Below are 26,128 nucleotides of genomic sequence, written 5' to 3'. Positions count from 1 at the left end.
GTCAGGATTCCTCTCTGGGGTGGGACTGCGGCCTCGGCTCGAGGCGCATGAAGTCCTTCTGCCGGTCGTTCAGCTCGCGATCGGCCAGGTCGAGGATCACCTGCATCTGCTCTTCCGTCAGCGAGGGCAGTCCACCGGCGACCTCGTCGACCAGCGACTGCGCCTGCTCCATGAGTTGCTCGAGCTCGGTGTCACCGGTTTTCTCATCGATGGCGTCGAAACGCTCCTGCAAGCGCACCAGGGCCGACCGCATCTGCGGGTCATCGAGTGCATCGGCGAAAGCGTCGATCTGCGGATGGTCCCGGTAGAGGTGGGCGAGGGCGACGGCGACCGGGATATCGGCCGGTGTCAGGCTCAGCGCAGCTGCTGCCCTGGAGAGTCCGACGTGGCGCCCGGCGCGCGCCCGGGCCAGCCGTTCGCGTTGTGCGGTCAGATCCGTGATCTTCGCTTCCAGGGCCCGGTCCACCTCATCCAGCGCCTCTTCGGTGGAGGGAGAGCCGGAGTCTGCGGCCACGGCTCCTGCCTGCGCCAGCGACAGACCGGAGTCGGTCAGCTGACTGATCCTCAGCAGGGAGACCAGATGATCCGCGGTGTAGTCCCGGTACCCGTTGGGTCGACGCGGCGGCTCGGGCAGCGCGCCTGCCTGGTGGTAGTAGCGGACGGTCCGGACCGTCACCCCGGCGAGTTCTGCCAGTTCTGAGATGCGCATCAGGTGGACACCTGTCCTGATCGGCGGATGCTGGGACTGAGCTGGGCCAGGGCGGCCGCGCCGATCCACAGAAGGGCGAGAGCTGTGGTGGCCAGGTGCAGGGTGCCGATCTCGATGAGCAGAGCGGCCACGCCGATGCCGGCTGCCGGGACAAGAGTCATGAGGGCGTTCTGGGCGCCCAGCACCTTCCCGCGTTCGGCATCTGCGACGTTCTCGACGAAAGTCAGTCCGACGACGGCGTTCATGCAGCCACCGCCCAATCCGACGATCGCCGCTCCGGTGAAGATCGACCACACAGGTCCGAGTATGCCGATGACGACGAATCCCACGGCGACGACGATGGCCCCGGTGGTGAACCACCCCCGGCGCGGGATCCTGGTCCCGAATACGGCGAAGAGGCCACCGCCGATGAGGAGGCCTGCGGCCAGTGCGCTGAGGACGAACCCGACGAGACCGGCCTCGTTCTGGAATGCGAAGTGCACGGGGATCACCATGCCCTGCGTGGCGGCGAGCACGACTGCCAGCGCGAGACCCAACAGGACGACGACGCGCAGGAGCGGTGTGCGGAAGATGACCACCAGGCCGTGGAAGACGGAGCCGGGCGTCTCGTGCTGGGGATCTCCTTGCCGTTCAGGGGGCAGTCCCGAGGCGCGGGAGGGGATAACGAGGGTCAGCAGGGCCGCCAGTGCGGCGATGCCGGAGGTCGCCCACATGACCGTCACCGGCTCCAGGGAGGCGACGAGGATGCCGGCGATGGCGGGTCCGACCAGGAGCGAGACTCCTGCGAGGGATTCCCGCAGGCCGATCAGCCGCGAAGGTTCCATCCTGCCGGCATGAGCGATGGCGGGGAGCATCGCCTCCCGCGCGGTGATGCCGGGAACGTCGCCGAAGGAATTCAGGATCGCCACGGCGATGAACCATCCCAGGTTCAGCCCGACGGTGAGGTCGATGACGGGCAGGATGATCAGGGCCAGGGCCGAGATCACATCGGAGAGGATCGCGGCGGTGCGGCGGTTGATCCGGTCGATGAGCGAGCCCATCAGCAGTCCGGCGACGGCGGCGGGCAACGCTGCCGCGATGGCAACGGCCCCAGCCCCCAGCGGACTGCCCGTGGTGAACAGGACCAGCAGCGGGAGCGCTATCGCAGTGATCGAGTTGCCCAGCAGCGATGTGCCGAACGAGGTCAGGTAGAAGAAGACGATCCGTGCCATGGGACAAGCCCAAACGATGACGTCGCGTCAAGGTCAAGCCCGTGCGGAGGAGATCGTGGACGGCGCCGAGCCTTCGCAGGCCACGGCCTCGCGGGCGTCACCTCGGTGAGACTCGCCGTGGCGATGAGCCGAAGCCGGACTCATCATTCCCGGTCCGAGCTGATCTCCGTGAGGGCGTGGAAGCGGAGGAAGTGCGCGAGCTGCACCGGACGAACTCGATCCCGTGGTGGCCCTCTGCTTCACTCTCGTCGGGGCCAGGCCGCCCACTCTCGAAGCGATCAGTGCGCGAAGAGGACATGCGGGTCGAGATCCACCGTGTCCATGCGGCGAATCTCGGCGTCTGCGGGTCCGGCGGAGCAGTATCGGGGTGTCGGAACATCGGGGCACTGGTGCTTTGCGCGCGGGAGGTCCACAGTGGTGCCATGAACACGCAAGAGGCCCTGATCACTGCGGATCTGGCCCGTGCGGCTCGGGCTCTCGCCCAGGTCTCGCTCGCCGATCTCGCCGAGCACACCGACATCGACCTCGAGAGGCTGCGCGCCATCGAGCAGGGGCGGATCCTCGCCACGGCGGAGGAGAGCGGCCTGCTGCACCGCGCCTTCGCGGAGTTCGGCGTCGAACTGCTGCCCGTCGACGAGCACGCCGGCGTGGGCTACGGCGTGCGCCAGAAGTTCAACCCGCGCACCGTCACCCGCCTGGAGAACTGGGAGAACGAGGGCGGCCCCGCGGGCGAGGACGACATCTGAGCGGCCCGTATCCTGGGGCGGCCATGACCGCTCCCGCCGCCCACCAGCACCGTCACGGGTCACCGCTCGTCACCCTGCATCGCGCCGAGGACGACGCCGATGCGGTCCTGCGCGCGCGCATCGCCGAGACCTGCGGCTTGGAGGAGGCGGCGGTGCGCACAGGGCGGCACTGCCCGCGGTGCGGCTCCTCGGCGCACGGCCGGCCCTGGGCCCGCATCGGTGCCGCCTCCGACATCCCCGTGAGCATCTCCCGCTCCGGTGCGCACCTGGTCACGGCCGTGCGACGCGAGGGTCCGGTGGGCGTGGACATCGAGTCCGTCGCCGCCGTCGACCGGCTGTGGTCGCCCGACCTCGTGCTGCACCCGAGCGAGCGCGGGCTCGATCGGACGCCGGAGGATCGCGCGCGCCTGTGGGCGGGCAAGGAGGCGGTCCTCAAGGCGCTCGGCGTCGGGCTCGCCCGCGCGATGCCCACGATCGCGCTCGCCGACTTCGACGTCGAGGACCTGCCGGCTCCGCCGGGGCACGTGATCGCCTGCGCGCGGCTGTGAGGCCGCGGCGCGGCCGTGCCGGTGATGCCGGCGGCGCCGGCCGCACTCCCGACCGTCGGCGTGCCGCCCGAGGCGCCCCGTCGGCCCCGAGCACTCCGCGCCGGATCAGGCCGGACGCGGGCACTCCGGCAGCGGCAGCGACTCGAGCCATGCCTCGGCGAGGTCCCCGAGCTCCTGCCCGCTCTCGCGCTCCGCGTGCTCGAGCAGCATCGCGGTGGTGACGTTCCCACCGGCGTGCTCGGCGAGGAAGGTGCGCAGGAGCGCGAAGAACGCGTCGTCGCCCACGCGCATCCGCAGGGCGTGCACGGTGAGGGCGCCGCGCTTGTAGACCCGGTCGTCGAACATGAGCTCGGGCCCGGGATCGGCGAGCAGCAGGTCCTGGGGGAGCTCGGCGAGCAGGGCGTGGTGCCTCTCGACCTCGGCCTGCACGGTGGAGACGCCGGAGCGCTCGGCCCACAGCCACTCGCAGTAGCACGCGAAGCCCTCGTGCAGCCAGATGTCCTTCCACGCGGACAGGGTGACGGCGTTGCCGAACCACTGGTGGGAGAGCTCATGGGCGATCAGGCGCACCGACTCCCAGTCGGTGTCCACGAGGTTCGCGCCGAAGGTCGAGAGGCCCTGCGACTCGAGCGGGATCTCGAGGTCGTCCTCGGTGATCACCGCCGTGTACGAGGCGAACGGGTAGGGCCCGAAGAGCTCGGCGAAGAAGGTGAGCATCTCGCCCTGGCGGGCGAAGGAGCCGAGGAGGTCGTCCGGGGTCGTGCCCAGCGGGACGAGGGTGCGCACGGGCACGTCTGCGCGGGCGATGTCGACGGGGGAGTAGCGGCCGATCTGCACCGTGGCCAGGTACGTGGCCATGGGCACGCGCTGCTGGTAGGTCCACGTGGTCACCGCGCTGCGGCGGCGCGTGCCCTCGAGCTCGCCCGCGGCGGCGACCCAGTAGTCCGGCGGGGCGCCCAGCTGCAGCGTGTAGGTCGCCTTGTCGTCGGGCCGGTCGTTGCACGGGAACCACGAGGGCGCGCCGTGGGGCTGCGCGGAGACGATGACGCCGTCGGTCAGCTCCTCCCAGCCGGTCGCGCCGAGCACCCGCGAGGGCACCGGGCGGGGCTTGCCGGAGTACTTCACCCGCACCACGAACTCCTGGTCCGCGGTGATTGGAGTGCGCACGGTGAGCGTGCCGGAGCGGTGGCCGGTCTTCACGGCGCGGCCGTCGACCTGCACCTTCTGGGCGCTCAGGCCGTACAGGTCCAGACGGATCGAGTCCGCGTCCGCGAGGGCGCGGCAGTGCAGCGTCGCCTCGCCCTCGAGCCGATTGGTGTCGACCTTGTAGACGAGGTCGAGGTCGTAGTGCTCGACGCCGAAGGAGCGGTCCCCGTGCCCCGGGACGTAGGGGTCCGCGCCGTCGCCGCCGTGCGCGTGCACGCTGTGCTCCCTCATGCGCCGAATCCCCTCACGCTGCGTCCCCTCATGCGTCGTCCTCCCACGGTCCGATCGGATTGCCCTGCCAGCGCGTCCCCGCGGGCACGCTCTCACCGCGCATCACCAGGGACACCGGGCCCACGGTCGCATGCCGGTCGATCCGCGCCGCAGGGAGGATCACGCTGCCGGGGCCGAGGGTCGCGCCCTCGGCCACCACGACCGTGTCCATGCTGAGCACGCGGTCGTGGAACAGGTGGGTCTGCACCACGCAGCCGCGGTTGACGGTCGCGCCGTCGCCGAGCTCGACGAGGTCGGTCTCGGGAAGCCAGTACGACTCGCACCAGACGCCGCGGCCGATGCGGGCGCCGAGCGCCCGCAGCCACCAGTTCAGAGCGAGCGTACCGGTCGTGGCGCGCGCGAACCACGGCGCGGCCAGCACCTCGGTGAAGGTGTCGGCAAGCTCATTGCGCCACACGAACGACGTCCACAGCCCGTGCTCGCCCTCGCGATGCCGGCCGACGATCAGCCACTTCGCGACGACCGACACGACCGCGGCGGCGACCGAGCCGGCGAGCAGCACCGGACCGCCCAGCAGCACCGCGGCGCCGAGCCCGTGCCGGGCCACGAGGACGAGCAGGGTCGCGCCGACCGCCGCCCACAGCACCACGGCCAGCAGCATCGGCAGGATCCGGCAGGTCTCGACGATCCCGCGGAAGATCCGCAGCCTGCGTGAGGGCGCGTACGTGCGGGACTCGTCGGCCTCGCTGCCGGCGCGGCGCAGCCGCCGCGGCGGACTGCCCATCCAGGAGCCGCCGGCCTTCGCCGAGGTCCGACGGGGCGCCGCCGACAGCACTGCCACCAGGGACTTCTTGGGGACCTTGCGTCCCGGGGCGAGCATGCCGGAGTTGCCCACGAAGGCGCGCTTGCCGACCTTCACCCGCTCCACGCGGATCCACCCGCCGCCGAGCTCGTAGGGGCCCACCATGGTGTCGTCGGCCAGGAAGGCGTGGTCGCTGACCTGCACGAGGCTCGGGATGAGCAGCACGGTCGAGGCCTCGACGCCCTTGCCCACGCGCGCCCCGAGGGCGCGCAGCCAGAGCGGGGTCAGCGCACCCGAGTAGAGGGGGAACAGCCAGCTGCGGGCCTCGTCGAGCAGGCGCAGCGTCCCCCAGATCTGCACGCCCGGCAGGGAGCGCACCGGATGGTGGCCGGGACGGATGCCGAGCGCGAAGAGCCGGGTGAGGGCCAGCACCAGCAGGATCAGCACGAGGTAGCCGACGAGTGCGGACAGCGGCAGCCAGGGCAGCGCCGCGAGGACCGCCCCGCCGAAGGTCGGCGCGGAGGCGATCGCGGGGAGAGCCGCCGCGGCGCCCGCGACGACGGCCACGGCGGGCAGGGCCGCGATCACCAGCGCGACCAGCGCGTACACGCCCTGCCAGAGCGGTCCGCGGTGCGGGTGCTCGCTCGACCAGGGGCCGCGGGCGCGGGCCTTCCGACCGGCGGGGGAGCCCGACCAGAACTCGCCCGCGGGGACGTCGCCGAGCACGGCCGATCCCGGGGCGATCTCCGCGTCCCTGCCCACGTGCGCGCCGGGGCCCAGGGTGCTGCGGGCGCCGATGCGGGCGCGCTTGCCGATGCGCACCGCGCCGATGTGCAGGGTGTCGCCGTCGATCCAGGTGCCCGCGAGGTCGACCTCCGGCTCGACGGAGGCGCCGGCGCCGATGTGCAGCAGGCCGGTGACGGGGGGCAGCGCGTGCAGGTCGGCGTCGCGCCCGATCCTCGCGCCGAGCAGCCGCGCGTAGTACGGGACCCAGGGTGCGCCCGCGAGGCCCTGCGCGCCGAGCTCCTCCTGGAGGCGCTCGGCGCACCACAGGCGCAGGTGCGCGAGGCCCCCGCGGCGGTGGGCGCCGGGCCGCCGGATCCCGGTGAGCAGCAGCCGCGCGAGCAGCGCGGCGAGGGTCATCCGCACGGGCGGGACGAGGAGCACGAGCGCCGCGGGGACGAGCACGCCGAGGGGAGCAGCCGGCGCCCAGGCGACGTCGAGCAGGCCGGAGGCGAGGGTCGAGGCGATCATCAGCCAGGTGAGCCAGCGCAGCGCCCCGATGGCGCGCAGCGGCAGCAGCAGGACCAGCTGGGCGGCCTGGAAGGCGCGGCGCAGGGGAGGCGCCTCGTCCTCGTTGCGGGCACTCGAGGTGCCCATCCCGTCGAGCGCGGAGGCGAGGGAGGCGATCGTGGAGTGCGCGTAGACGTCGGCGACCGCGACCTCCGGGTGCATCTCCCGCAGACGGCCGACGACCTGCGCGGCCGTCAACGAGCCTCCGCCGAGGTCGAAGAAGTCGTCGCGCACCGAGGTGGCCCGAGCGCCCAGGACGTCGGACCAGATCTCGGCGATCCAGGCGGCGGTGCCCTCGAGGTCGCGGGCCGAGCCCGGGGCCGACGGCAGGGGCCAGGGGAGGGCGTCGCGGTCGACCTTCCCGGAGGTGCGCGTGGGCATGTCCTCGACGACGGCCAGGCGCGGCACGAGCGCCGCGGGCATGCGCTCGCGCAGGAGGGCACGGGCGGCGTCAGCGTCGAAGGTGGCGTCGGCCGTCAGGTACCCGACCAGGAGCTTGTTGCCCGTCTTCGTGGAGCGCACGGCCGCGGCGGCGGAGACCACGCCGGGCAGGCGCAGCAGCTGGTCGTCGATCTCGCCGAGCTCGATGCGGCGGCCGCCGAGCTTGATCTGGTCGTCGGCCCGCCCCGCGAACAGCAGCCCGTCCGGGTCGTTGACCACGCGGTCCCCGGAGCGATAGGCCCGGTCCCAGCCGAGGGTGGGCATGGGCGCGTACTTCTCGGCGTCCTTCGCGGGGTCCAGGTACCGGGCGAGCCCCACGCCGCCGATGATGAGCTCGCCGGTGGCACCCGCCTCGACCGGCTCGCCCTGCTCGTCGACGACGGCGAGGTCCCAGCCGTCCAGGGGGAGGCCGATGCGCACCGGATCGGTGCCGTCCAGCTGCGCGGCGCAGGCGACGACCGTCGCCTCCGTCGGCCCATAGGTGTTCCAGACCTCCCGGCCGGGGGCCTGGAGGCGCGCGGCGAGCTCGGGCGGACACGCCTCGCCGCCCATGATGAGCAGCCGCACGGCCTCGAGCGAGGAGTCCGGCCACAGCGAGACCAGGGTGGGGACGGTCGAGACGATGGTGACGGAGTTCGCGAGCAGCCAGGGGCCGACGTCGACCCCCGAGCGGACCAGGGAGCGCGGCGCCGGGACGAGGCACGCTCCGTGGCCCCAGGCCAGCCACATCTCCTCGCAGCTCGCGTCGAAGGCGACGGACAGTCCCGCCATCACGCGGTCGCCCGGTCCCAGCGGCGCGTCCTGCAGGAACAGCCGCGACTCGGCGTCGACGAAGGCGGCGGCGCTGCGGTGGGAGACGGCCACGCCCTTGGGCTTGCCGGTCGACCCCGAGGTGAAGATGATCCAGGCGTCGTCCTCTGGGGAGGGGGCGACGGGGGCCACGGACCCTTCGGCCGGCGCGCTGGTCTCCGCGCCGGTCGCCGCGCCCGTCGCCGCGTCCGACGCCGTCTCCGTCGGCGTGAGCGCGAGGTCGTCGCCGAGCACCGCTGCCACGGCGGACTCCTCGAAGACCACGCGGGCGCGCTCGTCGGGGTCCTCGGCGTCCACGGGGACGTAGGCGGCACCGGCGAGCAGCGTGCCGATGATCGCGATGTACAGGTCGGGGGTGCCGGAGGTGATGCGCACGCCCACGCGCGAGCCCGGTCCCACGCCGATCGCGGCGAGGCGGCCCGCGAGCTCGGTCGCGGCGGCGTCCAGCTGCGAGTAGGTGAGGGGCTCGAGGCCGGTGTCGATCGCGAGGGCATCGCCGTGGGCGGCGACGGTGGCGCGGAAGACGTCGACGAGGGTGCGGGGCGCGGGGGCGCGGTCTCCGGCGAGGAGCGCGGGCACTGGGGCTGTCACAGCATGATTGTCCGCCATGGACACGCGGATCGCGGAAGCGACGTGAGCGATCCGTACTGGTCATGACCAGCAGGTGAACAGCGGATCACCGTCGCGCGGACGGGACGCGGCGCGCGGCGTCGGGCCCGCGGTGTGAGATCGTGTGACGTACATGGTCCGCACCCGCGGACCGAAGGGAAAGGAGCTTCCCCATGGGTCTCATCGGACTCATCATCTCCTGGATCATCATCGGAGCCATCATCGGCCTCATCGCTCGCGCGATCCTGCCCGGCAAGCAGGCCATGGGCATCGGGATGACCATCATCCTCGGTGTCATCGGCGCGATCGTCGGCGGCTTCATCGGCAGCCTCTTCGGGGGCGACGGCATCAGCGGGATCATGAACAACCCGTGGAGCGTCGGCACGATCCTGCTGTCCGTGGTCGGCGCGATCATCGTGATGGTCATCTACGGGCTGGTCACCAAGAACCGCGCCTGACACCGCCCGGTCCCGATCTCGGAACCTGACGGAACATCCCGACCCCGCGCCGGAACGACGAGCGCCCGATGCCGGAAGGCATCGGGCGCTCGTGCATGTGCGGGGAGTTCGACTCCCACGAGGGAGGCCGGTTCCCAGGGGAGGTCAGCTGCGCTCTCCCAGCGGCCAGCCCTTCACGGCCAGGTGCTCGGCGACGCGGCGCATCTCCTGCTCGGTGGGCAGGTCGTTGGTGTAGCGGGTGATCGCGACGCCCGCGTCCGTCGGGTCGACGATCCGGTGGCCGGCCTCGTCCACGAGATGCGAGGCGATCTCCTGGGCCTCGTCGTCCGTGAGCTGGCGGCGCAGGAGCGCGAGCAGCGGGATCCTGTCCGTCGCGGGGACGCCTGCGGGGTATCCGGCCGAGAGCCAGTCGATGATCCGCTGCACGGTGTTCGAGGACGGCTCGCCGGGGCCCGCGGGCGTCCCGGGGCGGGCCGGGCTCGCGGACGACGTCGCGGGGGAGTGCGGTGCGCTCTCCTCACGGGCGCCCTCGGCGCGGGCGGGGGCCGGGGCCTCCGCCTCGTCGTCGGTCGACGACTGCGCCGTGTCCGGCGCGCCGCCCTCCGCATCGCTCGTCGTCCCGGCGGAGCCCTCGGTGCTCGTGGCCAGGGCGCCGTCGGCCGCGATGGCACGGGCGACCTCCGCGGACTCCTCGTCCACGGGCCAGCCCGCGTCCGCGAGGCGCTCGGCGACCTCGCGGGCGTGATCCTCGGTGACGGGAGCGGAGGTGACGCGGCCGATCGCTCCGCGCACGTCCTCCTGGCTGACATCGCCCTCGGGGTTGTCGCGCTTGAGCTCGCCGACGATCTTCTCAAGCTCCTCCTCGCTGAGATTGTGCGTGAGGAGGGCGAGAAGCGGGTAGAAGTCCTTGGGCGGCACGCCGTCGGGATAGCCCACGCGCAGCCAGTCCAGGATCATGCTCAACGGGTTGTTCATCGTGTCCTCTGCCCCTCGAACTCGGACGCCCCTCAGAGGGGCAGCTGGATACCCAGGTAGTGGTCGATGCTGCCCTTGGTGATGAACAGCAGACCGTAGAGGATGACCAGGGCGACGACCGCGAAGATCGCCCATGCGCCCACGCGGGCCGCGGGGTTGGCGGCGATCACGGTGCCGTCGCGCTCCACGCCGCCCTCGCCGCGGTCCTGCAGCTTGATGCCCAGGGAGAACAGGAGGGGAAGGCCTGCGCCGAGCAGGAGCCCGACGCCGAGGACCTTGAGCGTTCCGGTGATGATCTCGATGAACTCTTCGGACATCTCAGGAGTCCTTCCTGTGCGAGGTGGGGGCGGGTTCCTCGGCGCTCCCGGCGCCGCCGGAGGGCGTCGCCACCGGAGTCTTCGGGGTCGCGCCGCTCGAGGCGGAGGAGCCGCAGGTTGTGCCCGCGGTCTCGAGGACCGGGCTGCTCTCGCCCGGGAGGGACACCGCCTCGGCGCCCTCCTCCCAGTCGTCGTTGACGTTGGCGGCGTCGACCTTCTGCAGCTGCGAGCGGTAGTAGATGTATCCGCCGACGGCGAGCAGGATCGCGAAGACCAGGAAGGCTCCGCCGACGCCGCCCACGAGGTGTCCGATGAAGTAGGTGATCGCACCCACCACGGCTGCGGCGGGAAGGGTCAGCAGCCAGCCGACGGCCATGCGTCCGGCGACGCCCCAGCGGACCTGCGCACCGGGCCGGCCGACGCCGGAGCCGACGATCGAGCCGGTCGCCACGTGCGTGGTCGACAGCGCCATGCCCAGGTGGCTGGAGGTGAGGATGATGGCGGCGGAGGAGGCCTCTGCGGCCATGCCCTGCGGGGAGTCGAGCTCGACGAGGCCCTTGCCGAGGGTGCGGATGACGCGCCAGCCGCCCATGTATGTGCCGAGGGCGATCGCGCCGGCGCAGACGATGATGATCCACGGCGGCAGGCCGTTGTCGACGATCTCCTGGTCGGAGAGGGTGCCGTGGGCGATGAGGCCCAGGGCGATGACGCCCATGGTCTTCTGCGCGTCGCCCGTGCCGTGGGCGAGGGAGACCAGCGAGGCGGTGGCGATCTGGCCGTAGCGGAAGCCCTTCTCGCGGCGCTCCTCGCGCACGTTCGCGGTGACGCGGAAGACGAGCCAGGCGGCGCTCGCGGCGATGGCGCCGGCGATGAAGGGGGAGAGGAGGGCCGGGATGATGACCTTGATCATCAGGCCCTCCCAGTTGATCCCCACGGTGCCCAGCGCCGCGAGGCCGGCGCCGATGAGGCCGCCGAACAGGGCGTGGGAGGAGCTGGAGGGGATGCCGAACAGCCAGGTCGCGAGGTTCCACAGGATGCCGCCGACGAGCCCGGCGAAGATGATGAACATCGCCGTCTCCGCGTCGAGGCCCGTGATCAGCGCTCCGGTGTCGGAATCCTGGATCTTCAGCACCGAGGTGGTCACGGTGACCGCGACCTCGACGGAGAGGAATCCGCCGACCACGTTGAGGATCGCCGAGAGCGTCACGGCGGTCTTGGGCTTGAGCGCCCCGGTGGCGATGGACGTGGCCATCGCGTTGCCGGTGTCGTGGAAGCCGTTCGTGAAGTCGAAGGCCACTGCCGTGATGATGAGCAGGGCGAGGATGACGATGTCACCTGTCATGCGGCCAGTGTGCGCCCGGGGCAGAGAGGGGTGCCAGTTCTCCTCGGCCCCGTTCACCTGCCGTTCACCCGGTTCCTGGGCGTTCGTGCGTGCCGGTGCCTGAAGTCACAGAAAGCGAGGGTGACCTGGGGCGGCGGACCGCGCGGAATGTCCGGTTCGCCGTCGCCTCCCGTTCACCGAGTTCACGCGGGTGTCGACGGAGGGAGGGGGACGTCGACGGTGCGGCGACCGGTCTCGTGCGGGGTGAAGCGGCCCTGCGACCACGAGGCGACGTCCTGGGCGAGATCGCCCGCGAGCGCGGGGTCGATGAGCAGGCGCAGGCGGGCGCCGTCCTCGCCGTACTCGGTCCCGTGCACGCCGGCGGCGCCCTCGCCGTGGACGTCGGCCCAGTGGCGCACGGCGTTCTCCGCGAGGCCGACGTCGGTGAAGGGCACCTCGAGTGCGACCTCGCTGCGCGGGACGCGCTGGAGGAGCGGGGCGTCGGCGAGGGCCTGCTCGACCGCCGCGGTGTAGGCGCGGACCAGGCCGCCCGCCCCGAGCTTCACGCCGCCGAACCAGCGCACCACGATCGCGAGGGTGTCGGTGAGGTCCGCGTGCAGGAGCGCCTGCAGGATCGGCATCCCGGCCGTGCCCGCGGGCTCGCCGTCGTCGTTCGAACGCTGCACGGGACCGGTGCCCGTGGTCTGGTCGGACAGCACGAGTGCAGAGCAGTGGTGGCGGGCGCCGGGGTGTGCGGCGCGGGTCGCGCGCAGCAGCGCGTCGGCCTCCTCGATCGAGGAGACCGGGTGCAGCTGGGCGAGGAAGCGGGACTTCTTCTCGATCAGCTCGCCCTCGACCGCCTCCGCGAGGGTGCGGACCGCGGTCGGCGCAGCACCGGGGGGCGTCGGCCCGGTGGGCGGGGGAGTGCCCTCCGTCGGCGTCTCCTCGCGTTCCATCCCGGCAGTCTACGGATCCCGCCGATCCGGTCTCGCGGGCGGCGGATGTGCCGGACTTTCCGGGGCGAATCGCGGTTCCTCCTGCAGGTCGGGACCTTCGACCTCCCCCATCCGTGCCCGGTGAGGGGCACAATGGGGTCACCGGCGAGGATGCCGGTGTCGACCGTCAGATCCTGCGGGGTCGCCCCGCAGGCGCCGGAAGGAAGTGGTCCGTCGTGAACGCAGCCCCCGAGCAGTCCGGAGACGCGCCCCGCAGCGGCGAAGCCCGACAGATCGTCGTCGGGGTGGTCGACGAGAGATCGCGGACGGTGATCCAGACCGCCGCGCAGTATGCGAAAGCCTTCCATGCGACCCTCACCTGCGTGTACGTCGAATCGACGATGCTCGCGCTCGGCGAGACCCCGCAGGGCTCCCTGTACGCGGCGGGTCTCGCCGCGGAGATCGACGAGCCCTTCTTCCCCGACGACCTCACGAAGGTCATCGAGGAGGGCGTGGGCACGACCGGCGTGACCTGGAAGGCCGTGCCGCGCCGCGGCACCCCGACGGTCGAGCTGCACGAGGTCGCCGAGGACGTCGACGCCCTCATGTTCGTCCTGGGCACCCGCAAGCCGGGCCTGCGAGACTCCATGCGCGAGTTCATCAACGGCTCCGTCGCCACCCAGCTCTCCCACAAGCAGGTGCGGCCCATCGTAGTGGTCCCGCTGTGCGTGGTCGGGCACGACGACGACCTGCCGTGGATGGGCGACGGGCAGTCCTGACCAGAACCTGGTCCAGCACGGGGTTTGAGCTGGTCCTTTCCGATATCGTGTGAATCGCACCATGTCGATGAAGGAGACTCCCGTGAGCATGCCCGCCCAGCCCCAGTACCCCGGCAGCCCGCAGGGCGCTCCCGGGGCTCCCGCTTCCTACCCCGCCCCGAACGGCAAGGTCCCCGGCAAGGGGATGAAGCGGGCAGGACTGATCATGCTGATCGTCGGTCTGGTGCTGTGCCTCGTGGGGATCGTCGTGTTCGTCGTCGCGATCGTCAAGGTCGTCGGCGTCGCGAGCGACGTCTCGGACAACAGCACGGTCTTCAACGGCGAGGCCACCGTGCAGCTCGAAGCCGGCAAGGACATGCAGGCGTACGCCCACGAGGGCGAGACCGCTCCGAGCTGCACCATCATCGGGGCCGACGGCACCGCGCCCGCCACCGACACCACCGATCAGAAGAGCAAGGTGACCGCCGCCGGCGCCGACTGGGAGTCCTTCGGCTCCTTCACGGCGAAGTCCACGCAGAAGTACACCATCACCTGTGATTCCCCGACCGAGGTGATGGTGGCTCCGCCCGTGTCCGTCGGAGGAATCCTCGGAGGGGTGGGCGGCATCGTCGGCGGCATCTTCGTCGCCGGGCTCGGCTTCCTCCTGCTCGTGGTCGGCGTGATCCTGTTCTTCGTCGGCCGCAGCAAGGCCAATAAGGCGCAGAACCCAGCGTTCTGACCCGTCTGCACGAGTCCGCCCGTCGGCCCTCCGACCCCGCCCGTTCGACCAGGTGGGACGGAGGGCCGACGTGCGTCCCGCGGGCGTGCGCGGATAGGATGGACGGGCCCGCCAGGCGGGCACGGGCCTGTAGCTCAGTTGGCAGAGCATCGGACTTTTAATCCGCGGGTCGAGGGTTCGATCCCCTCCGGGCCCACCCTGGTCAGGACTATGCTCGTGGTTGCGGGCCTCGCCCCAAAATGGGCAATGACAGCAACGCTGACAGCAACGCGGCTGTGTGTGCTGTGCGGGACGAGGGGTGACAGCAACCGATCCTTCGCCACTCCGCGAGCGCCGTCGGGACAGATTCAGAATGCCTCGGCCACAGTGCTCCACGTCCTGGTGGAGGGCGGGCGAGCATTCCGAACATCAGCTCCTCAGTCACGGAGGTATGTGCATGAGTGCCGCCGAACGGCCCAGAGTTGCCTGCCTCTGCGGTTCGCTGCGCTTCCAGAGCCTGTTCGAGTCGGAGCGGCGTCGTCTTACTGCGCTCGGGATGATCGTGCTCGCCCCCGAGGCGATCGATGAAGACCTGACACCAGCCCGACGTGAGGCTCTGGGGGAGCTGCATCTACGCCGTATCGACGTGTCGGACGAGGTGCGAGTGGTGAGCGAAAGCGGATACCTCGGATCGGCAACGCGGCGTGAAATTGCGTACGCGAGAAAGAGGTGCAAGAGCATCAGCTCAATGGATCCGATCCTCGACCTCTAAAGCCATCGGGGCATCCCCCTTTCGTCATCGCGCGAGTTGCGGGATTAATGGCCGGTTCCGATTCTCGGTGTCGTCTCGACGCTCATGGTGGGCCTTGATCGTGGAGTACTGCGTTGACGACGATCATGAGAGGTTCCGTTCTGTGAGCGGGATCAGCGTCGGTCGCGCAGGGCCGCGACAGTTGCTTCCGGGTGCAGGTCGAGGCGTCGCAGGAGCTGGGCGTTCATCGCGACGACGACGGTGGACAGGGACATGAGGATCGCGCCGACGGACATGGGCAGCACGAATCCGATAGGGGCGAGGATTCCGGCGGCGAGCGGCACGGAGATAAGGTTGTAGCCGGCTGCCCACCAGAGGTTCTGCTTCATCTTCCGGTAGGCGGCGCGGGAGAGCTCGATCACTGAGAGCACCGAGCGAGGATCGGAGCTGGCAAGCACCACACCGGCCGAGGCGATCGCGACGTCGGTGCCGGCCCCGATGGCGATGCCGACATCGGCCTGGGCGAGGGCGGGGGCGTCGTTGACGCCGTCGCCGATCATCGCGACCTTCTTGCCCTCCTTCTGGAGCTGGGCGACCTTCGAGGACTTGTCCTCGGGACGTACCCCGGCGAAGATACGGTCGATGCCGAGCTCACGGCCGACGCTGTTCGCGACCGCCTCGGCGTCGCCGGTGATCATGACGACCTCGACCCCCAGGCTGTGCAGGGCATCGATGGCTTCGCGAGATTCGGGGCGCACTTCGTCGTGGAGCTTGAGACCGCCGATCACCTCGCCGTCCCGGAGGACGTGGAGGATGATCGCGCCCTCCTGGCGCCAGGCCTCAGCGTCTTCGATCTCGCGTGCTCCGGTTTCCTCGAGCAGGCGGGGGCTGCCTACGCGGATCTCGTCTCCATCTACTTGGGCGCTCACTCCCAAGGCAGGGGTAGAGCTGATGTCGGAGCCCGTCGGGATCCGGACTCCCTCGGCCTGCGCCTTGGCGATGATGGCGCGGGCGAGCGGATGCTCGCTCTCGGCTTCGGCGGCAGCTGCCAGGGCCAGCACGTCGGTCTCCTCCGCGCCGCGGGTGATGATCTCAGCGAGGACGGGCTCGCCCTTGGTGAGAGTGCCGGTCTTGTCGAACAGGACGGCGTCGACGGTGCGCATCGCCTCCAGCGCCAGGCGGTCCTTCACCAGGACGCCGCCGCGGGCAGCCCGCTCTGTCGCGATCGAGACCACCAGCGGGATCGCGAGCCCCAGGGCGTGGGGGCAGGCGATGACCAGGACGGTCACCGTGCGGACCACTGCCTCATCGGGCATTCCGAGCAGTGACCAGGCGATTGCCGTGATCACGGCAGCGCCGAGAGCGAACCAGAACAGCCAGGCCGATGCCTTGTCTGCGATGCGCTGTGCCCGGGAGGTGGAGTTCTGCGCCTCGGTCACCAGGCGCTGGATGCCGGCGAGGGCGGTGTCGTCACCGGTGGCGGTGACCTCAATGCGCAGGCTGGAATCCGTGGCGACGGTCCCCGCCACGACGGAGTCTCCGGTGGAGCGCGTCACGGGACGGGACTCGCCGGTGACCATGGACTCGTCCACGTCGGCGCGGCCTTCGCGGATCGTGCCGTCGGCCGGGACGCTCGCCCCCGGGCGCACCAGGACCAGATCCCCGTGTTGCAGCTCAGTCGGTGAGACATTCACGATCTCGTCACCGTCGATGCGTTCTGCCATGTCGGGAAGCAGTGCGGCCAGGGAGTCGAGCGCGGAGGTCGTCTGGGCGAGGGATCGCATCTCGACCCAGTGCCCCAGCAGCATGATGACGATCAGCAGGGCGAGCTCCCACCAGAATTCCAGCTGGTGGTCGAGGAGGCCAAGGGTGGCTCCCCAGGAGGCGATGAACGCAACCGTGATCGCGAGCCCGATCAGGAGCATCATTCCGGGTTGACGGGAGCGGATCTCGGAGACTGCGCCGGTGAGGAACGGGCGGCCGCCCCAGATGTACATGACGGTGCCGAGGAGCGGGGCGATCCACATCGCGCCGGGAAGATCGGGAACGCTGTAGCCGAGCAGCATCGCGAACATCGGCGAGAATGCGACAACTGGGACCGCGATGATCAGGTTGATCCAGAACAACCGCCGGAACTGCCCGACGTGGTCTCCATGACCGGAATGGCCACCATGTCCTGAGTGACCCTCGTGGCCTGAGTGGTCCTCATGGTCGCCGTGAGATCCATCGTCGCTATTCGCGTCGGATGCGTCGCGCTCAGCAATGCCGGTGCCGGGAGATGTGTGGGAGGGATGAGGGTGCTGCATGTCGGGTTCTCCGTGGGCGTGACGGTGTGTGGGGTTGCCAGCGTTCATACGCCTGACCATATACCCCTGGGGGGTATGTGTCGACGGGTTGGAGTCCGCTGTGAGCATCGGCGTGATCCAGGTGCGGAGGTGTGGCACTCGAGATATCACGTCGGCGCCAGAGTCCAAGCCGCTGACTCCGACCTGCTGGCCCGCTCACCCTTGAGCGAGGCCCAGGAGAGCGACACCAATGTCAGCCTTCTTCGGCGCCGGGGGCCGGAACGCACGGCGTCAGGATGCGTAATCGATCCCTGTCATCATGCCGGCTTCCTGGTGGTAAGCGTTGTGGCAGTGTGCCGCCCATCGACCCGGATTGTCCGCATCGAAGTCGAGGGCGACCGATTCCATGGGTGCCAGCAGCACGGTGTCCTTGCGGAGACCGGAGGGCAGGGCGAAGGTGTGGCCGTGGATGTGCAGGGGATGGGTCATCATCGTCTGGTTGGACGCGATGATCCGCACCCGCTGTCCTTCGCGGATGCCGAGCGGAGTGTTCTGCCCGTAGGGTCTTCCGTTGATTGCCCAGCGGTAGGGCTGCATCGAGCCTTGGAACGCAAGCTCCAGTTCGGTGTCGACGGCGCGGTCCTCGAGCCGCGCGGTCTCGGCCGGTTCCAGGGTGGACCCGATGAGAACCTCCCCGTCGAGCTCTCTGACCTGGACGTTCGGAGCGGGAACGGAACCGGAGCCGGTCCTCAGCACCGCGAGCCCCTGGCCGCCGCTGGTCTTCCCGACAGGACGGGCCACCAGAGGGAACATGCCGTCCTTCACGGTGACCACCACGTCGTACCGTTCACCCATGCCGAGATAGAGCGCCTTGGCGGTGACGGGTTCGACGGCGAATCCGTCCGAGTGGGTGACGGAGAGGTCGTGGTCGCCGAGCGCGAGGGCGAAGATGGTGTCGGCGGAGGCGTTGATCAGGCGGACGCGCAGGCGCTGGCCAGGCTTCGCCTCGAAGATCTCCGGCGCTTCGGGAACCTGGCCGTTGACGAGGAAGTGGGGGTAGGCCACGTCACCCGCGTCGCCCCAGGGCTCGCCCCCCATCGGCATGCCGCCGTGGTCCATGCTGCCGGGTCCGTCGTCGCCCATGGGCATGTCGCCGTGGTCCATGCCGCCGGCATCTGAGGGCCCGGCGCCGGTGAGCGCGGCCAGGACCTCGTCTGGGGTCTGCCCGGTGCCATCGATCCAGTCATCGAGGGTCACGATCCATTCCGCGTCGTAGTCACCGTTTTCGTCGGGATCATCGATGATCAGTGGTGCGTAGAGCCCGCGGTCGAGCTGCAAGCCGACATGGGAGTGGAGGAAGTAGGTGCCGGGGTCGGGGGCGACGAACTCGTAGGTGAAAGAGGCTTCCGGCTCGACGGCGTCCTGCGTCATCCCCGGCACCCCGTCGGCTGCGTTGTGCAGTCGGATGCCGTGCCAGTGGATCGTGGAGGTCTCGGGAAGGCGGTTCTCGAGCGTGATGTGCAGCAGGTCGCCGGCCGTGGCGCGGATCAGCGGCCCGGGGAGGCTCTCGCCGTATGCCCAGGTCGAGACCGTTTTCCCTCCGAGGTCCACCGTCGTCGGTGCCGCGGTGAGGGTCTGGGTGACGACGTTCTGACCGGCTTTCGGCGTAAGGGCAGGAGGCGGTGCGAAGGTCCCCGCCTCAGTCGGGGTGGTGCGGTTACCGCATGCCGCGAGTGTCAGCGCTGCCGCGCCGAGGCCTCCGGTGAACACGGTGCGGCGGGAAAAGGTCTTCACAGGTGTAGTCCTTCTGGAGTGAGGGGGTGGTGTCATGGCCGAAATGCGTTCAAGACCAGTCGTTGCCGTTGCTCGAACTCGTCGGCCGTGATCTCTCCTCGAGCCAGGCGCAGGGAGAGTTCCCCGATCGCCTCGTTCTCGTCCCGAGCGCGTCGGGGGCGCCCGGGCAGCACGGTGCGTGCCAGCAGCAGTGCCGAGGCCCAGAGGAGAACGAGGAGACCGGCGACCATCGCCCACATCAGCCACGACATCGCATCGGTCGGCATCATCGAGGGTCTCCCTTGGTCGAGTACGTACGCGGCACGGTCCACATCAGATTCCCCCGGGGCGGGCGAAGTTCTCGTCGAGAGTTCCTCAAGATCTGGTCCAGATAGTCCGTCTGCGCCTCCGTAGACGCGCGGTGTCCAGGAACGGAGACCAGACTGGAGCCATGAGGAGCGAAGCGGATCGAGCAGCGGCGATGGTTCTCGTCGTCGAGGACGAGGTCGCGCTGTCGGACGTGGTCCAGGCGTATCTCGCGAAGGCCGGCTACGCGACTGCGAGCGCGCGGAGCGGTCCGGAGGCGGTGGAGGCAGCCCGCACTCTGTCACCGGACGTGATCGTCCTCGATCTCGGCCTGCCCGGGCTCGACGGTCTGGAGGTGATGCGCAGGATCCGCGCCTTCTCCGACTGCTACGTGCTGATCACGACGGCACGGTCAGAGGAGGTGGACCGCCTGGTGGGGCTGTCGGTGGGGGCGGATGACTACCTCACCAAGCCGTTCAGCGTGCGTGAGCTCGTCGCTCGGGTCCAGGCCGTATTGCGCAGGCCCCGCGCCGATTCCGGGACGGCGTCTTCGGACACAGTGCGCACTTTTGGAGAGCTCGAGATCGACACAGCTGCCCAGGAGGTGCGGCTCGCCAGCCGGCCACTTCCGCTGACCCCCACCGAGAGGGGACTCTTGATGACCCTGGCGCTCAGTCCTGGCCAGGCCTTCAGTCGCAGACAGCTGATGGAGGCCGTCTGGGGCGACAGCTGGATCGGAGACGACCATCTCGTCGATGTGCACATCGCCAACCTCCGACGAAAACTCGACGAGACGGCTGAATCTGCACGGTTCGTCACCACGGTGCGCGGTATCGGATACCGGATGGGGAAGGGATGAGCTCGTGACCGCACCGAATACATCTGTGCGAACGGTTCGCCCTAGCACCAGCTTGGCCTCGCGCCTGATGATCGGCCAGCTCATCGTGCTGCTCGCCGGCGCGCTCACCATCACGGTGCTGACGGTGATCATCGGGCCCGCCGTCTTCCACTACCACCTGCTCCAGACCGATCTCCCGGTGGGCAGCGACGAGCTCGTCCACATCGAACGCGCCTACCGTGACGCGCTCGCACTTGCCCTCGGGGTCGGACTGGTGGTCTCCCTCCTGGCCGCCGGCCTGGTCACCTGGAACCTGGCACGACGACTCCGCCAGACGCTTCACGGCCTCACCTCGGCTGTCGATGAACTGTCCCGCGGCCACTACTCCACGCGCGTGCCCTCCGTCGGAGCCGGGACCGAACTCGACTCCCTGGCCGCCACGCTCAACGACATGGCAGCGCGCCTGGACGCCGTCGAGGAGACCCGACGCCAACTGCTCTCCGACCTCGCCCATGAGCTGCGCACCCCCATCGCCACCCTCTCGGCACATCACGAGGCCATGGCCGATGGCGTCATCGAGCCGGAGGCAGCCATGCCCATCCTCGCCAGCCAGACCATGCGACTTTCGCGGCTGGCTGACGACATCAGTGAAGTGTCCCGGGCCGAGGAGGGCCAGCTCCCGGTACAGCTGCACCCCCTCACCGTCGACGACCTGCTGGAGTCGATACTCCCGGCATGGGATGAACGGTTCGAGACAGCGGGCGTGGCACTACGACGAGGAACGGCCCTGCCCCACTCCGTGACGATCCACGCGGACCCGGACCGCCTCGCCCAAGTCCTCGGAAACCTGCTGAGCAACGCTCTACGGCACACTTCCCCCGGAGGCACCGTCACGGTCTCGGCAGCCACCCACGGCAGCACGGTGGAGATCACGGTAGCGGACGACGGCGAAGGCTTCACCAATGAGGACCGGTCACGCCTGTTCGAACGGTTCTTCCGCGCCGACAGCTCACGCACCCGTGACAACTCCGGCTCAGGCATCGGCCTGACGATCAGTCGAGCCCTGGTCGATGCGCACGGCGGGACCGTGGCCGCGGCCAGTGAGGGCCCAGGACGGGGCGCCACCTTCACCATACGGTTGCCGCGAGCGATCACTGATCGCTGAGCCGGCCGCGTACGGCGGGCTCAGCTCTCAGACGATCGTGGTGAAGGTGCCGATCCGCACCTGCAGCAATGCCATCCACTGCTCCCACACGCCGGTGACCAGCAGGAGTCCGATGGCGATGAGCACGGAGCCACCGACGATCTATAGCGTCCGGCGATGCCGGGACAACGCTCGGGAGATGCCCAGGGCACGCCGAAACACGAGAGCGAAGAGGATGAACGGGATCCCGAGCCCGATCGCATAGCCGAAAGCCAGGAGAGCGCCGCGACTGGCGGAGGCCTCCCCGAGGCTGAGCGCCGCGACTGCGGCGAACGTCGGCCCGATGCACGGGGTCCACGAGAAGCCGAACGTGATCCCGAGCAACGGGGCACCGGCGAGTCCGGCATCGGGGCGCTTCCGGATCCGTTTCTCACCGGAGAGGCGGGGGAAGATTCCCACAAACACCAGGCCCATGAGGATCACCAGCACCCCGGAGATCCGATTGATCGCTGTTGTGTACTGAATCATCAATGACCCGAGTGCACCGACGAAGCCGCCGATGACCAGGAACACCGTAGTGAAGCCCGCGACGAACAGCACCGCTCCCGTGACCAGGCGCCATGGCCGTTCCCCAGGATCGCCGGTACGGCACGGCCCGGCGTTCTGTCCGGTGAGCCCGGTGATGTATCCGAGGTAGCCGGGGACCACAGGAAGCACGCACGGAGACAGAAACGCGACCAGACCAGCCACGATCGACAGCAGCAGGGCTGCGGCCAGGGGTCCGCTCAGCACGGTGGTGGCGAACAGTTCACCCATCAGGCGGCCTCCGCCAGCACGGTATCCAGGAGGCTCTCGAGGGTGCTCTGGTTGGCCGCGCCCGTGATCCGGGCGGCTACTCGTCCTTCAGCATCCAGGATCAAAGTCGTGGGGACGGCGTTGGGCGAGACGCTGCCGTCCATGGAAGAGATGACGACTCCGTCGGGATCGGGGATCGAGGGGTAGGTGATGCCGAAGGTCGTTTCGAACGCGGCGGCCGGCCCCGCTTGGTCGCGGGTGTTCACGCCCATGAATGCCACTCCCGGGCGTTGTATTCGCTATGCACGGCCTTCAGCGCGGGGGCTTCGAGCCGGCATGGTGGACACGAGGCGTACCAGATGTTGAGCACCAAGGGTGCGCCGCGCAGCGCCGTGGAGTCGAAGTCGTCGCCGTCGTAGGTGGTTCCCTGGATCGCCAGAGGATCGGCGCGTCCCTCTGGGGGGATCTCGACGACGACGCCATCGCCGGAGACGTACCCGGCGTTCGCCTCACTCGCCACATCTGAGGAATTGCTGCACGCCGCAAGGACGGGGGCGAGGACGAGCAGGCTCCCGCCCAGTCGGAGCGTGGTCCGACGACTCAGGCCTGGTGTGACGCTCCGCCCAGCTGGGCCGACCACCGAGTGCCAGAAGGCGGACCGGGTGTTTCGCCTGCTCACGTCAGTTGGAGACTGGTCAGACAGGTCAGATCATCCTCCGCCTGGGTCGAGATGGACGCGGTCCCTGTGTAGTCCTCGAGGGTGCACGTGAGCTCCGCGGTGATCCCGCGCGGCAGCCAAAGACCGAGGAACCCGTTGTCATGCGTGGTGCGAGGGCCCTCCGCAAGGACGTCGCCCGAGCCGCTGTCGACCACGCTCACAGTGAGCTCGCGGCTGCGCAGTTCCCCGCGGCAGGTGGTCAGGCTGTGGAAGGCGCACTCGTGGGTGGTCTCCACGAACGGGGCCACCGACAAGTAGAACTGGTCCTCGGGAAGGGGCAGCTCGGCCTCTCGCCCTGCATCGTCTTGGAGCTGAAGAGACGTCGCGGTGACGCTGGCGATCAGGTCCTGCGGTCGTTCAGCCACCGGGAGCGCTTCGAGCCTGTCGATGATCTCGTGCGCGTCCGCGTCGGCGAAGCCATGTTCCTGGAGCAACTCCTGATCACTCGTGACGGATGCGGGCTCGGACCCGCCGGTCCCGCAACCGGCGACCAAGCGGGAACAAGCCAGCACCGATCAAGACCGATCGCCGGGGCAGCCGCCCAGTGCGACGACGCGGCCCATCCCCGGAGGAGGCGAATGCACTTCGAGGGCTCGACGGGGTGGTCATCACGCAGGCTCGATCTCGCTCTCGACGACCCACTTGTGGTTCGTCATCATCATCCCGTCGGCCTCGTAGTCGACCATGTACACAGTCTCCTCGGTGGCACTGTCGATGGTGGCTTCAGCACCCTCCATACCCGCCATGTGATCAGCGGTGATGACCACCTCGGTGCCCTCTGCCAGCGGTGCCTTGCCCGGGTTCTCGAGCTCCTCGTGGACGACCCACTTGTGGTCAGTGACCGGCTCGCCGCCGTCGGTCGGGGTGAAGCTGACCGAGTAGGTCGTGGTGTCGAAGGCACCGGAGATCGTCGCTGTCGCTCCCTCCATGTCCTCCATGTGGTCCGCCGTGAGCGTCACCTCTGTGCCGACTGGGAACTCGGGATCCTCCGCAGGCACCATCCCCTCAGGCGCAGGGCCGCCATCCATCGGGTGCTCCATGCCCCCGTGGCCACCACCATCGGACGCCTCCGATGCTTCGGACCCACCGGACGTCTGACCGTCGTCAGACCCGTTGTCGGTGCATCCGGCAAACACAATCGCACCGGTGAAGACGACGGCCGCGAGACGGCCGAAGGAGCGACGAGAACGCATTATTACTCCTAGTCAGAGGACATTTTGCGCCAGCCTACGACCCTCAGATCAAGGTCTCTTCAAGGTCAGGTTTGGACTTCTTGAGCACAGCGCTGACCAGTCGGCCCGCACTGCCTGCGAACGAACGGTCTGCTCGCTTCCGTCATTGGTGACGCCCCGGCTACCGTCGTCAGAGCGGGCCGGTATCCGCGGTCTGTTCGGAACGAGAAGGAGCACGACCATGAACCATCACGTCGCCTCAATGCTTCAGACCTACCCGAAGGGCCTCGGCACCATCGACCAGCAGAAGCTCGCCGCATGCATCGAGGCCTGCTTCGAGTGCGCCCAGACCTGCACCGCCTGCGCGGACGCCTGCTTGGCCGAGGAAATGGTGGCGGAGTTGACCCAGTGCGTCCGACGGAACCAGGACTGCGCCGACGTCTGCGAGACGACCGGCCGGGTCCTCTCCCGTCAGACGGGTAAGAACGTCGCCCTCAACCGTGCACTGCTCGAGGCGTGTCAGGCGGCGTGCCAGTCCTGCGCCGAGGAGTGCGAGAAGCACGCCGAAATGCACGAACACTGCAAGATCTGCGCCCAGGCTTGCCGTCGCTGCGAGCAGACCTGCACCTGAGTTGGACCTCTTTAGTGTGTCAGTGCATCAAGTACGTGTCGGGCGTCGTCGGTGAGTTCTGGTTTCGCGGTGATCTGCTGGCCCGCGAGGCTGATGGTGACGTCCTGCAAGGGTCGTAGTGTGCGGATGATCTTGCGGATGCTGAACCCTGTCTTGCTCTGCATGAACCGCGCGATGGCCAGCGCGGTGAAGACGATCGTGAGGTGGGCTTCGATCGCGTCGCGTTTCCGGTGGAACATGGGCCTGGCCTGGAGGTCTGTCTTGCTCATCCGGAATGACTGCTCGACGTGCCAGAGGTCGTGGTAACTCGAGATGACCTCCGCTGCCGGCATCACACTGGCGGGGATGTTGGTGACGTAGCCCTTCAGCCCGACCAGTCCTCGCGCTCGTTCGAGGGACGCCTCATCGAGGGTGCGGCCCGCGGCCGTGGTCTTCACGAAGCGGGTCGACTTCACCGCCGCGTCCCCGTCGATGACCGCGCGGGCGCGGTTCTCCTGCGCGGTCAGCGTGTGCCCGTCCCGGGTGGCGCGCTTCGTCGAGAACGCCCAGATGGCGCGCCAATGCCCGGGATACTGCTCGGCATCCCAGACCGGCTCCCGCCGGTGCCGCTTCTGGTCAGTCCTCGTGCTCCCGTGACGGGGCGTGATCGTGTCGATCACCTGCCCGTCCTCGAACGCGTCTCCGTTCCAGTGGAAGTGATGGGCGAGGTCACCTGGGGCCTTGACCTGTCTTGAGCCGACGATGAACTTCAGGCCCGCTTCGTCCAGCGCGGTCAGGTTGGTCGTGGAGAGCATCCCGGCATCGGCGACGACGACCATGTCCGCGAGGTTGTGGCGGGCCTGGAACTGCTTGATGATCGGCACGATCGTTCTCGTCTCCGCATGGTTCCCCTCGAAGCAGCCGATCTCCAGCGGGAACCCGTTGCGGTCCACCAGCAGCCCGACCACGATCTGCGGATCCACCCGGCGCTCCTTGGAGTAGCCGACCTTCCGCAGCTCGTCCTCGTACTCCGCTTCGAAGTAGAGCGTGGTGACGTCATAGAGCACCAGAGAGATATCACCGCTAGTCGCGGCATGCTCGAAGCACTTCGTGGCGATCTGGTCGCGATACTCTCGCTGCGAGACCCGTGCCAGGCAGCGCTTCATCGTCGAGCGGTGCACGGGATCCATGCCGACCTCGCCGAGCACGCGAGAGCAGTCGCTCATCGAGGTCGGCTCGATCAGCCGAGCAGCGACCAGGTGGAAGAACGCCTCGTCCTCGATCACGTCGAAACCAAGGTCGCTCCATGCTGACCGGAGCGTCTGAAGCAGCTGGCGGGAGCGTCTGGAGTGGACCACTGCTGATTGCGGATCCTGTGAGAGTCCCAGGTCAAGAGCCTCTTGGCCTGCGTTGATCCTGTCCCGGCCGGCGCTCATCAGCGCGGCGAGCTCCGCCTCGGTGTGCGCGGAGCCGAGGTGTTCGAGGACCACGTCCCGGCGGTCCTTCCGCTCAGCGATCTGCACGGCCGTCGCCCCCGACGCCGTCTTCACCTTCCGTAGAAACACCACACCGTTAGTGTGTCATCCACCAGCCCCGACAACGCCGCCACCAGCGACAATGCCGTCAAAGTCAGCGATCAACCGAGAGA

At 69.3% G+C, this 26,128-nt stretch carries 25 protein-coding genes, 1 tRNA gene and 1 pseudogene; 10 read left to right on the top strand and 17 right to left on the bottom strand.

Features of this window, described 5'->3' with window-relative positions; all coding sequences use genetic code 11:
• Position 1 precedes the first annotated feature (1 nt).
• Together M4486_RS09485 and M4486_RS09480 are read right to left on the bottom strand one after the other, a co-directional pair.
• On the bottom strand, positions 2–709 hold the full coding sequence (locus tag M4486_RS09485) for a helix-turn-helix domain-containing protein (protein ID WP_249480895.1): 708 nt from the start codon (positions 707–709) through the stop codon (positions 2–4).
• Complete coding sequence (locus M4486_RS09480) at positions 709–1,920, bottom strand: MFS transporter (protein ID WP_249480894.1); 1,212 nt, start codon at positions 1,918–1,920, stop codon at positions 709–711. The genes M4486_RS09485 and M4486_RS09480 overlap by 1 nt, the downstream gene beginning before the upstream one ends.
• Positions 1,921–2,342: 422 nt before the next feature.
• On the opposite strand from M4486_RS09480, the gene M4486_RS09475 reads away from it, so the two are divergent.
• Positions 2,343–2,666: a hypothetical protein gene (locus tag M4486_RS09475; RefSeq protein WP_228359043.1), complete on the top strand. Its 324-nt coding sequence runs from the start codon at positions 2,343–2,345 to the stop codon at positions 2,664–2,666.
• A gap of 23 nt (positions 2,667–2,689) precedes the next feature.
• Positions 2,690–3,214: a 4'-phosphopantetheinyl transferase family protein gene (locus M4486_RS09470; protein WP_249480893.1), complete on the top strand. Its 525-nt coding sequence runs from the start codon at positions 2,690–2,692 to the stop codon at positions 3,212–3,214.
• 105 nt (positions 3,215–3,319) lie between these two features.
• Here M4486_RS09470 and M4486_RS09465 read toward each other — a convergent pair whose 3' ends face one another.
• A complete protein-coding gene (locus tag M4486_RS09465; protein WP_249480892.1) occupies positions 3,320–4,651 on the bottom strand; it encodes a M1 family metallopeptidase in 1,332 nt (443 codons plus the stop codon).
• 28 nt (positions 4,652–4,679) lie between these two features.
• Positions 4,680–8,606: a Pls/PosA family non-ribosomal peptide synthetase gene (locus M4486_RS09460; protein ID WP_249480891.1), complete on the bottom strand. Its 3,927-nt coding sequence runs from the start codon at positions 8,604–8,606 to the stop codon at positions 4,680–4,682.
• A 173-nt stretch (positions 8,607–8,779) separates the two neighbouring features.
• Between M4486_RS09460 and M4486_RS09455 the strand changes: the two genes are divergently transcribed.
• Positions 8,780–9,064 (top strand): GlsB/YeaQ/YmgE family stress response membrane protein, encoded by a 285-nt coding sequence (locus M4486_RS09455; RefSeq protein ID WP_239202288.1) that lies wholly within the window; start codon positions 8,780–8,782, stop codon positions 9,062–9,064.
• Positions 9,065–9,208: 144 nt separating this feature from the next.
• On the opposite strand, the gene M4486_RS09450 is transcribed toward M4486_RS09455, so the two are convergent.
• The 4 genes from M4486_RS09450 to M4486_RS09435 form a co-directional block, all read right to left on the bottom strand.
• Entirely contained in the window at positions 9,209–10,039 is an 831-nt protein-coding gene (locus tag M4486_RS09450; RefSeq protein ID WP_249480890.1) for a DUF3349 domain-containing protein, read from the bottom strand.
• Between the two features lie 32 nt (positions 10,040–10,071).
• Entirely contained in the window at positions 10,072–10,356 is a 285-nt protein-coding gene (locus M4486_RS09445; protein WP_249480889.1) for a hypothetical protein, read from the bottom strand.
• Position 10,357: 1 nt separating this feature from the next.
• Entirely contained in the window at positions 10,358–11,698 is a 1,341-nt protein-coding gene (locus tag M4486_RS09440; RefSeq protein WP_249480888.1) for an inorganic phosphate transporter, read from the bottom strand.
• Between the two features lie 182 nt (positions 11,699–11,880).
• Positions 11,881–12,633 carry an IMPACT family protein gene (locus M4486_RS09435; protein ID WP_249480887.1) on the bottom strand — a complete coding sequence of 251 codons (753 nt, stop codon included), beginning with the start codon at positions 12,631–12,633 and terminating at the stop codon, positions 11,881–11,883.
• Between the two features lie 215 nt (positions 12,634–12,848).
• On the opposite strand from M4486_RS09435, the gene M4486_RS09430 reads away from it, so the two are divergent.
• From M4486_RS09430 to M4486_RS09415, 4 genes are all read left to right on the top strand, one after another.
• A complete protein-coding gene (locus M4486_RS09430; protein WP_249480886.1) occupies positions 12,849–13,391 on the top strand; it encodes a universal stress protein in 543 nt (180 codons plus the stop codon).
• Between the two features lie 82 nt (positions 13,392–13,473).
• Positions 13,474–14,109: a hypothetical protein gene (locus M4486_RS09425; RefSeq protein ID WP_249480885.1), complete on the top strand. Its 636-nt coding sequence runs from the start codon at positions 13,474–13,476 to the stop codon at positions 14,107–14,109.
• Positions 14,110–14,232: 123 nt separating this feature from the next.
• Positions 14,233–14,305: transfer RNA gene (locus M4486_RS09420), tRNA-Lys, on the top strand.
• A 240-nt stretch (positions 14,306–14,545) separates the two neighbouring features.
• Positions 14,546–14,860, top strand: a complete 315-nt coding sequence (locus M4486_RS09415) for a hypothetical protein (protein WP_249480884.1) — start codon at positions 14,546–14,548, stop codon at positions 14,858–14,860.
• A 152-nt stretch (positions 14,861–15,012) separates the two neighbouring features.
• Here M4486_RS09415 and M4486_RS09410 read toward each other — a convergent pair whose 3' ends face one another.
• The 3 genes from M4486_RS09410 to M4486_RS09400 all read right to left on the bottom strand — a co-directional run bounded on the left by M4486_RS09410 (position 15,013) and on the right by M4486_RS09400 (position 19,187).
• A complete protein-coding gene (locus tag M4486_RS09410) occupies positions 15,013–17,193 on the bottom strand; it encodes a heavy metal translocating P-type ATPase (protein ID WP_429798333.1) in 2,181 nt (726 codons plus the stop codon).
• Positions 17,194–17,415: 222 nt separating this feature from the next.
• Positions 17,416–18,918: a multicopper oxidase family protein gene (locus M4486_RS09405; RefSeq protein ID WP_122942844.1), complete on the bottom strand. Its 1,503-nt coding sequence runs from the start codon at positions 18,916–18,918 to the stop codon at positions 17,416–17,418.
• A gap of 32 nt (positions 18,919–18,950) precedes the next feature.
• The gene (locus tag M4486_RS09400; RefSeq protein ID WP_152352135.1) at positions 18,951–19,187 is read right to left on the bottom strand and encodes an SHOCT domain-containing protein; all 237 of its coding nucleotides are present in this window, start codon (positions 19,185–19,187) and stop codon (positions 18,951–18,953) included.
• 161 nt (positions 19,188–19,348) lie between these two features.
• Here M4486_RS09400 and M4486_RS09395 point away from each other — a divergent pair, with 161 nt between their 5' ends.
• Together M4486_RS09395 and M4486_RS09390 are read left to right on the top strand one after the other, a co-directional pair.
• Positions 19,349–20,062 carry a response regulator transcription factor gene (locus M4486_RS09395; protein ID WP_228359030.1) on the top strand — a complete coding sequence of 238 codons (714 nt, stop codon included), beginning with the start codon at positions 19,349–19,351 and terminating at the stop codon, positions 20,060–20,062.
• 67 nt (positions 20,063–20,129) lie between these two features.
• Entirely contained in the window at positions 20,130–21,206 is a 1,077-nt protein-coding gene (locus M4486_RS09390; protein WP_249480883.1) for a sensor histidine kinase, read from the top strand.
• 27 nt (positions 21,207–21,233) lie between these two features.
• Here the strand turns inward: M4486_RS09390 and M4486_RS09385 are convergent.
• The 5 genes and pseudogenes from M4486_RS09385 to M4486_RS09370 all read right to left on the bottom strand — a co-directional run bounded on the left by M4486_RS09385 (position 21,234) and on the right by M4486_RS09370 (position 23,891).
• Positions 21,234–22,001 (bottom strand): annotated as a pseudogene (locus M4486_RS09385) (cytochrome c biogenesis CcdA family protein).
• Positions 22,001–22,252 carry a TlpA family protein disulfide reductase gene (locus tag M4486_RS19880; RefSeq protein WP_318152451.1) on the bottom strand — a complete coding sequence of 84 codons (252 nt, stop codon included), beginning with the start codon at positions 22,250–22,252 and terminating at the stop codon, positions 22,001–22,003. Before M4486_RS19880 ends, M4486_RS09385 begins: the two are co-directional and overlap by 1 nt.
• Positions 22,243–22,500, bottom strand: a complete 258-nt coding sequence (locus tag M4486_RS19875; RefSeq protein WP_319803200.1) for a TlpA family protein disulfide reductase — start codon at positions 22,498–22,500, stop codon at positions 22,243–22,245. The genes M4486_RS19880 and M4486_RS19875 overlap by 10 nt, the downstream gene beginning before the upstream one ends.
• Before the next feature lie 155 nt (positions 22,501–22,655).
• Positions 22,656–23,132, bottom strand: a complete 477-nt coding sequence (locus M4486_RS09375) for a CueP family metal-binding protein (RefSeq protein ID WP_249480882.1) — start codon at positions 23,130–23,132, stop codon at positions 22,656–22,658.
• A gap of 174 nt (positions 23,133–23,306) precedes the next feature.
• Complete coding sequence (locus M4486_RS09370) at positions 23,307–23,891, bottom strand: YdhK family protein (protein ID WP_122942833.1); 585 nt, start codon at positions 23,889–23,891, stop codon at positions 23,307–23,309.
• Positions 23,892–24,111: 220 nt separating this feature from the next.
• Here M4486_RS09370 and M4486_RS09365 point away from each other — a divergent pair, with 220 nt between their 5' ends.
• Positions 24,112–24,501: a four-helix bundle copper-binding protein gene (locus tag M4486_RS09365; protein WP_249480881.1), complete on the top strand. Its 390-nt coding sequence runs from the start codon at positions 24,112–24,114 to the stop codon at positions 24,499–24,501.
• Between the two features lie 11 nt (positions 24,502–24,512).
• Here M4486_RS09365 and M4486_RS09360 read toward each other — a convergent pair whose 3' ends face one another.
• Positions 24,513–26,048 (bottom strand): IS1634 family transposase, encoded by a 1,536-nt coding sequence (locus M4486_RS09360; protein ID WP_249480880.1) that lies wholly within the window; start codon positions 26,046–26,048, stop codon positions 24,513–24,515.
• Between the last annotated feature and the right edge of the window lie 80 nt (positions 26,049–26,128).

The organism is Brachybacterium kimchii, from assembly GCF_023373525.1.
GTDB classification, from domain to species: Bacteria; Actinomycetota; Actinomycetes; order Actinomycetales; family Dermabacteraceae; genus Brachybacterium; species Brachybacterium kimchii.
Note: the sequence above shows the minus strand (reverse complement) of the source record. Positions and strands in the feature narration are given on the sequence as shown.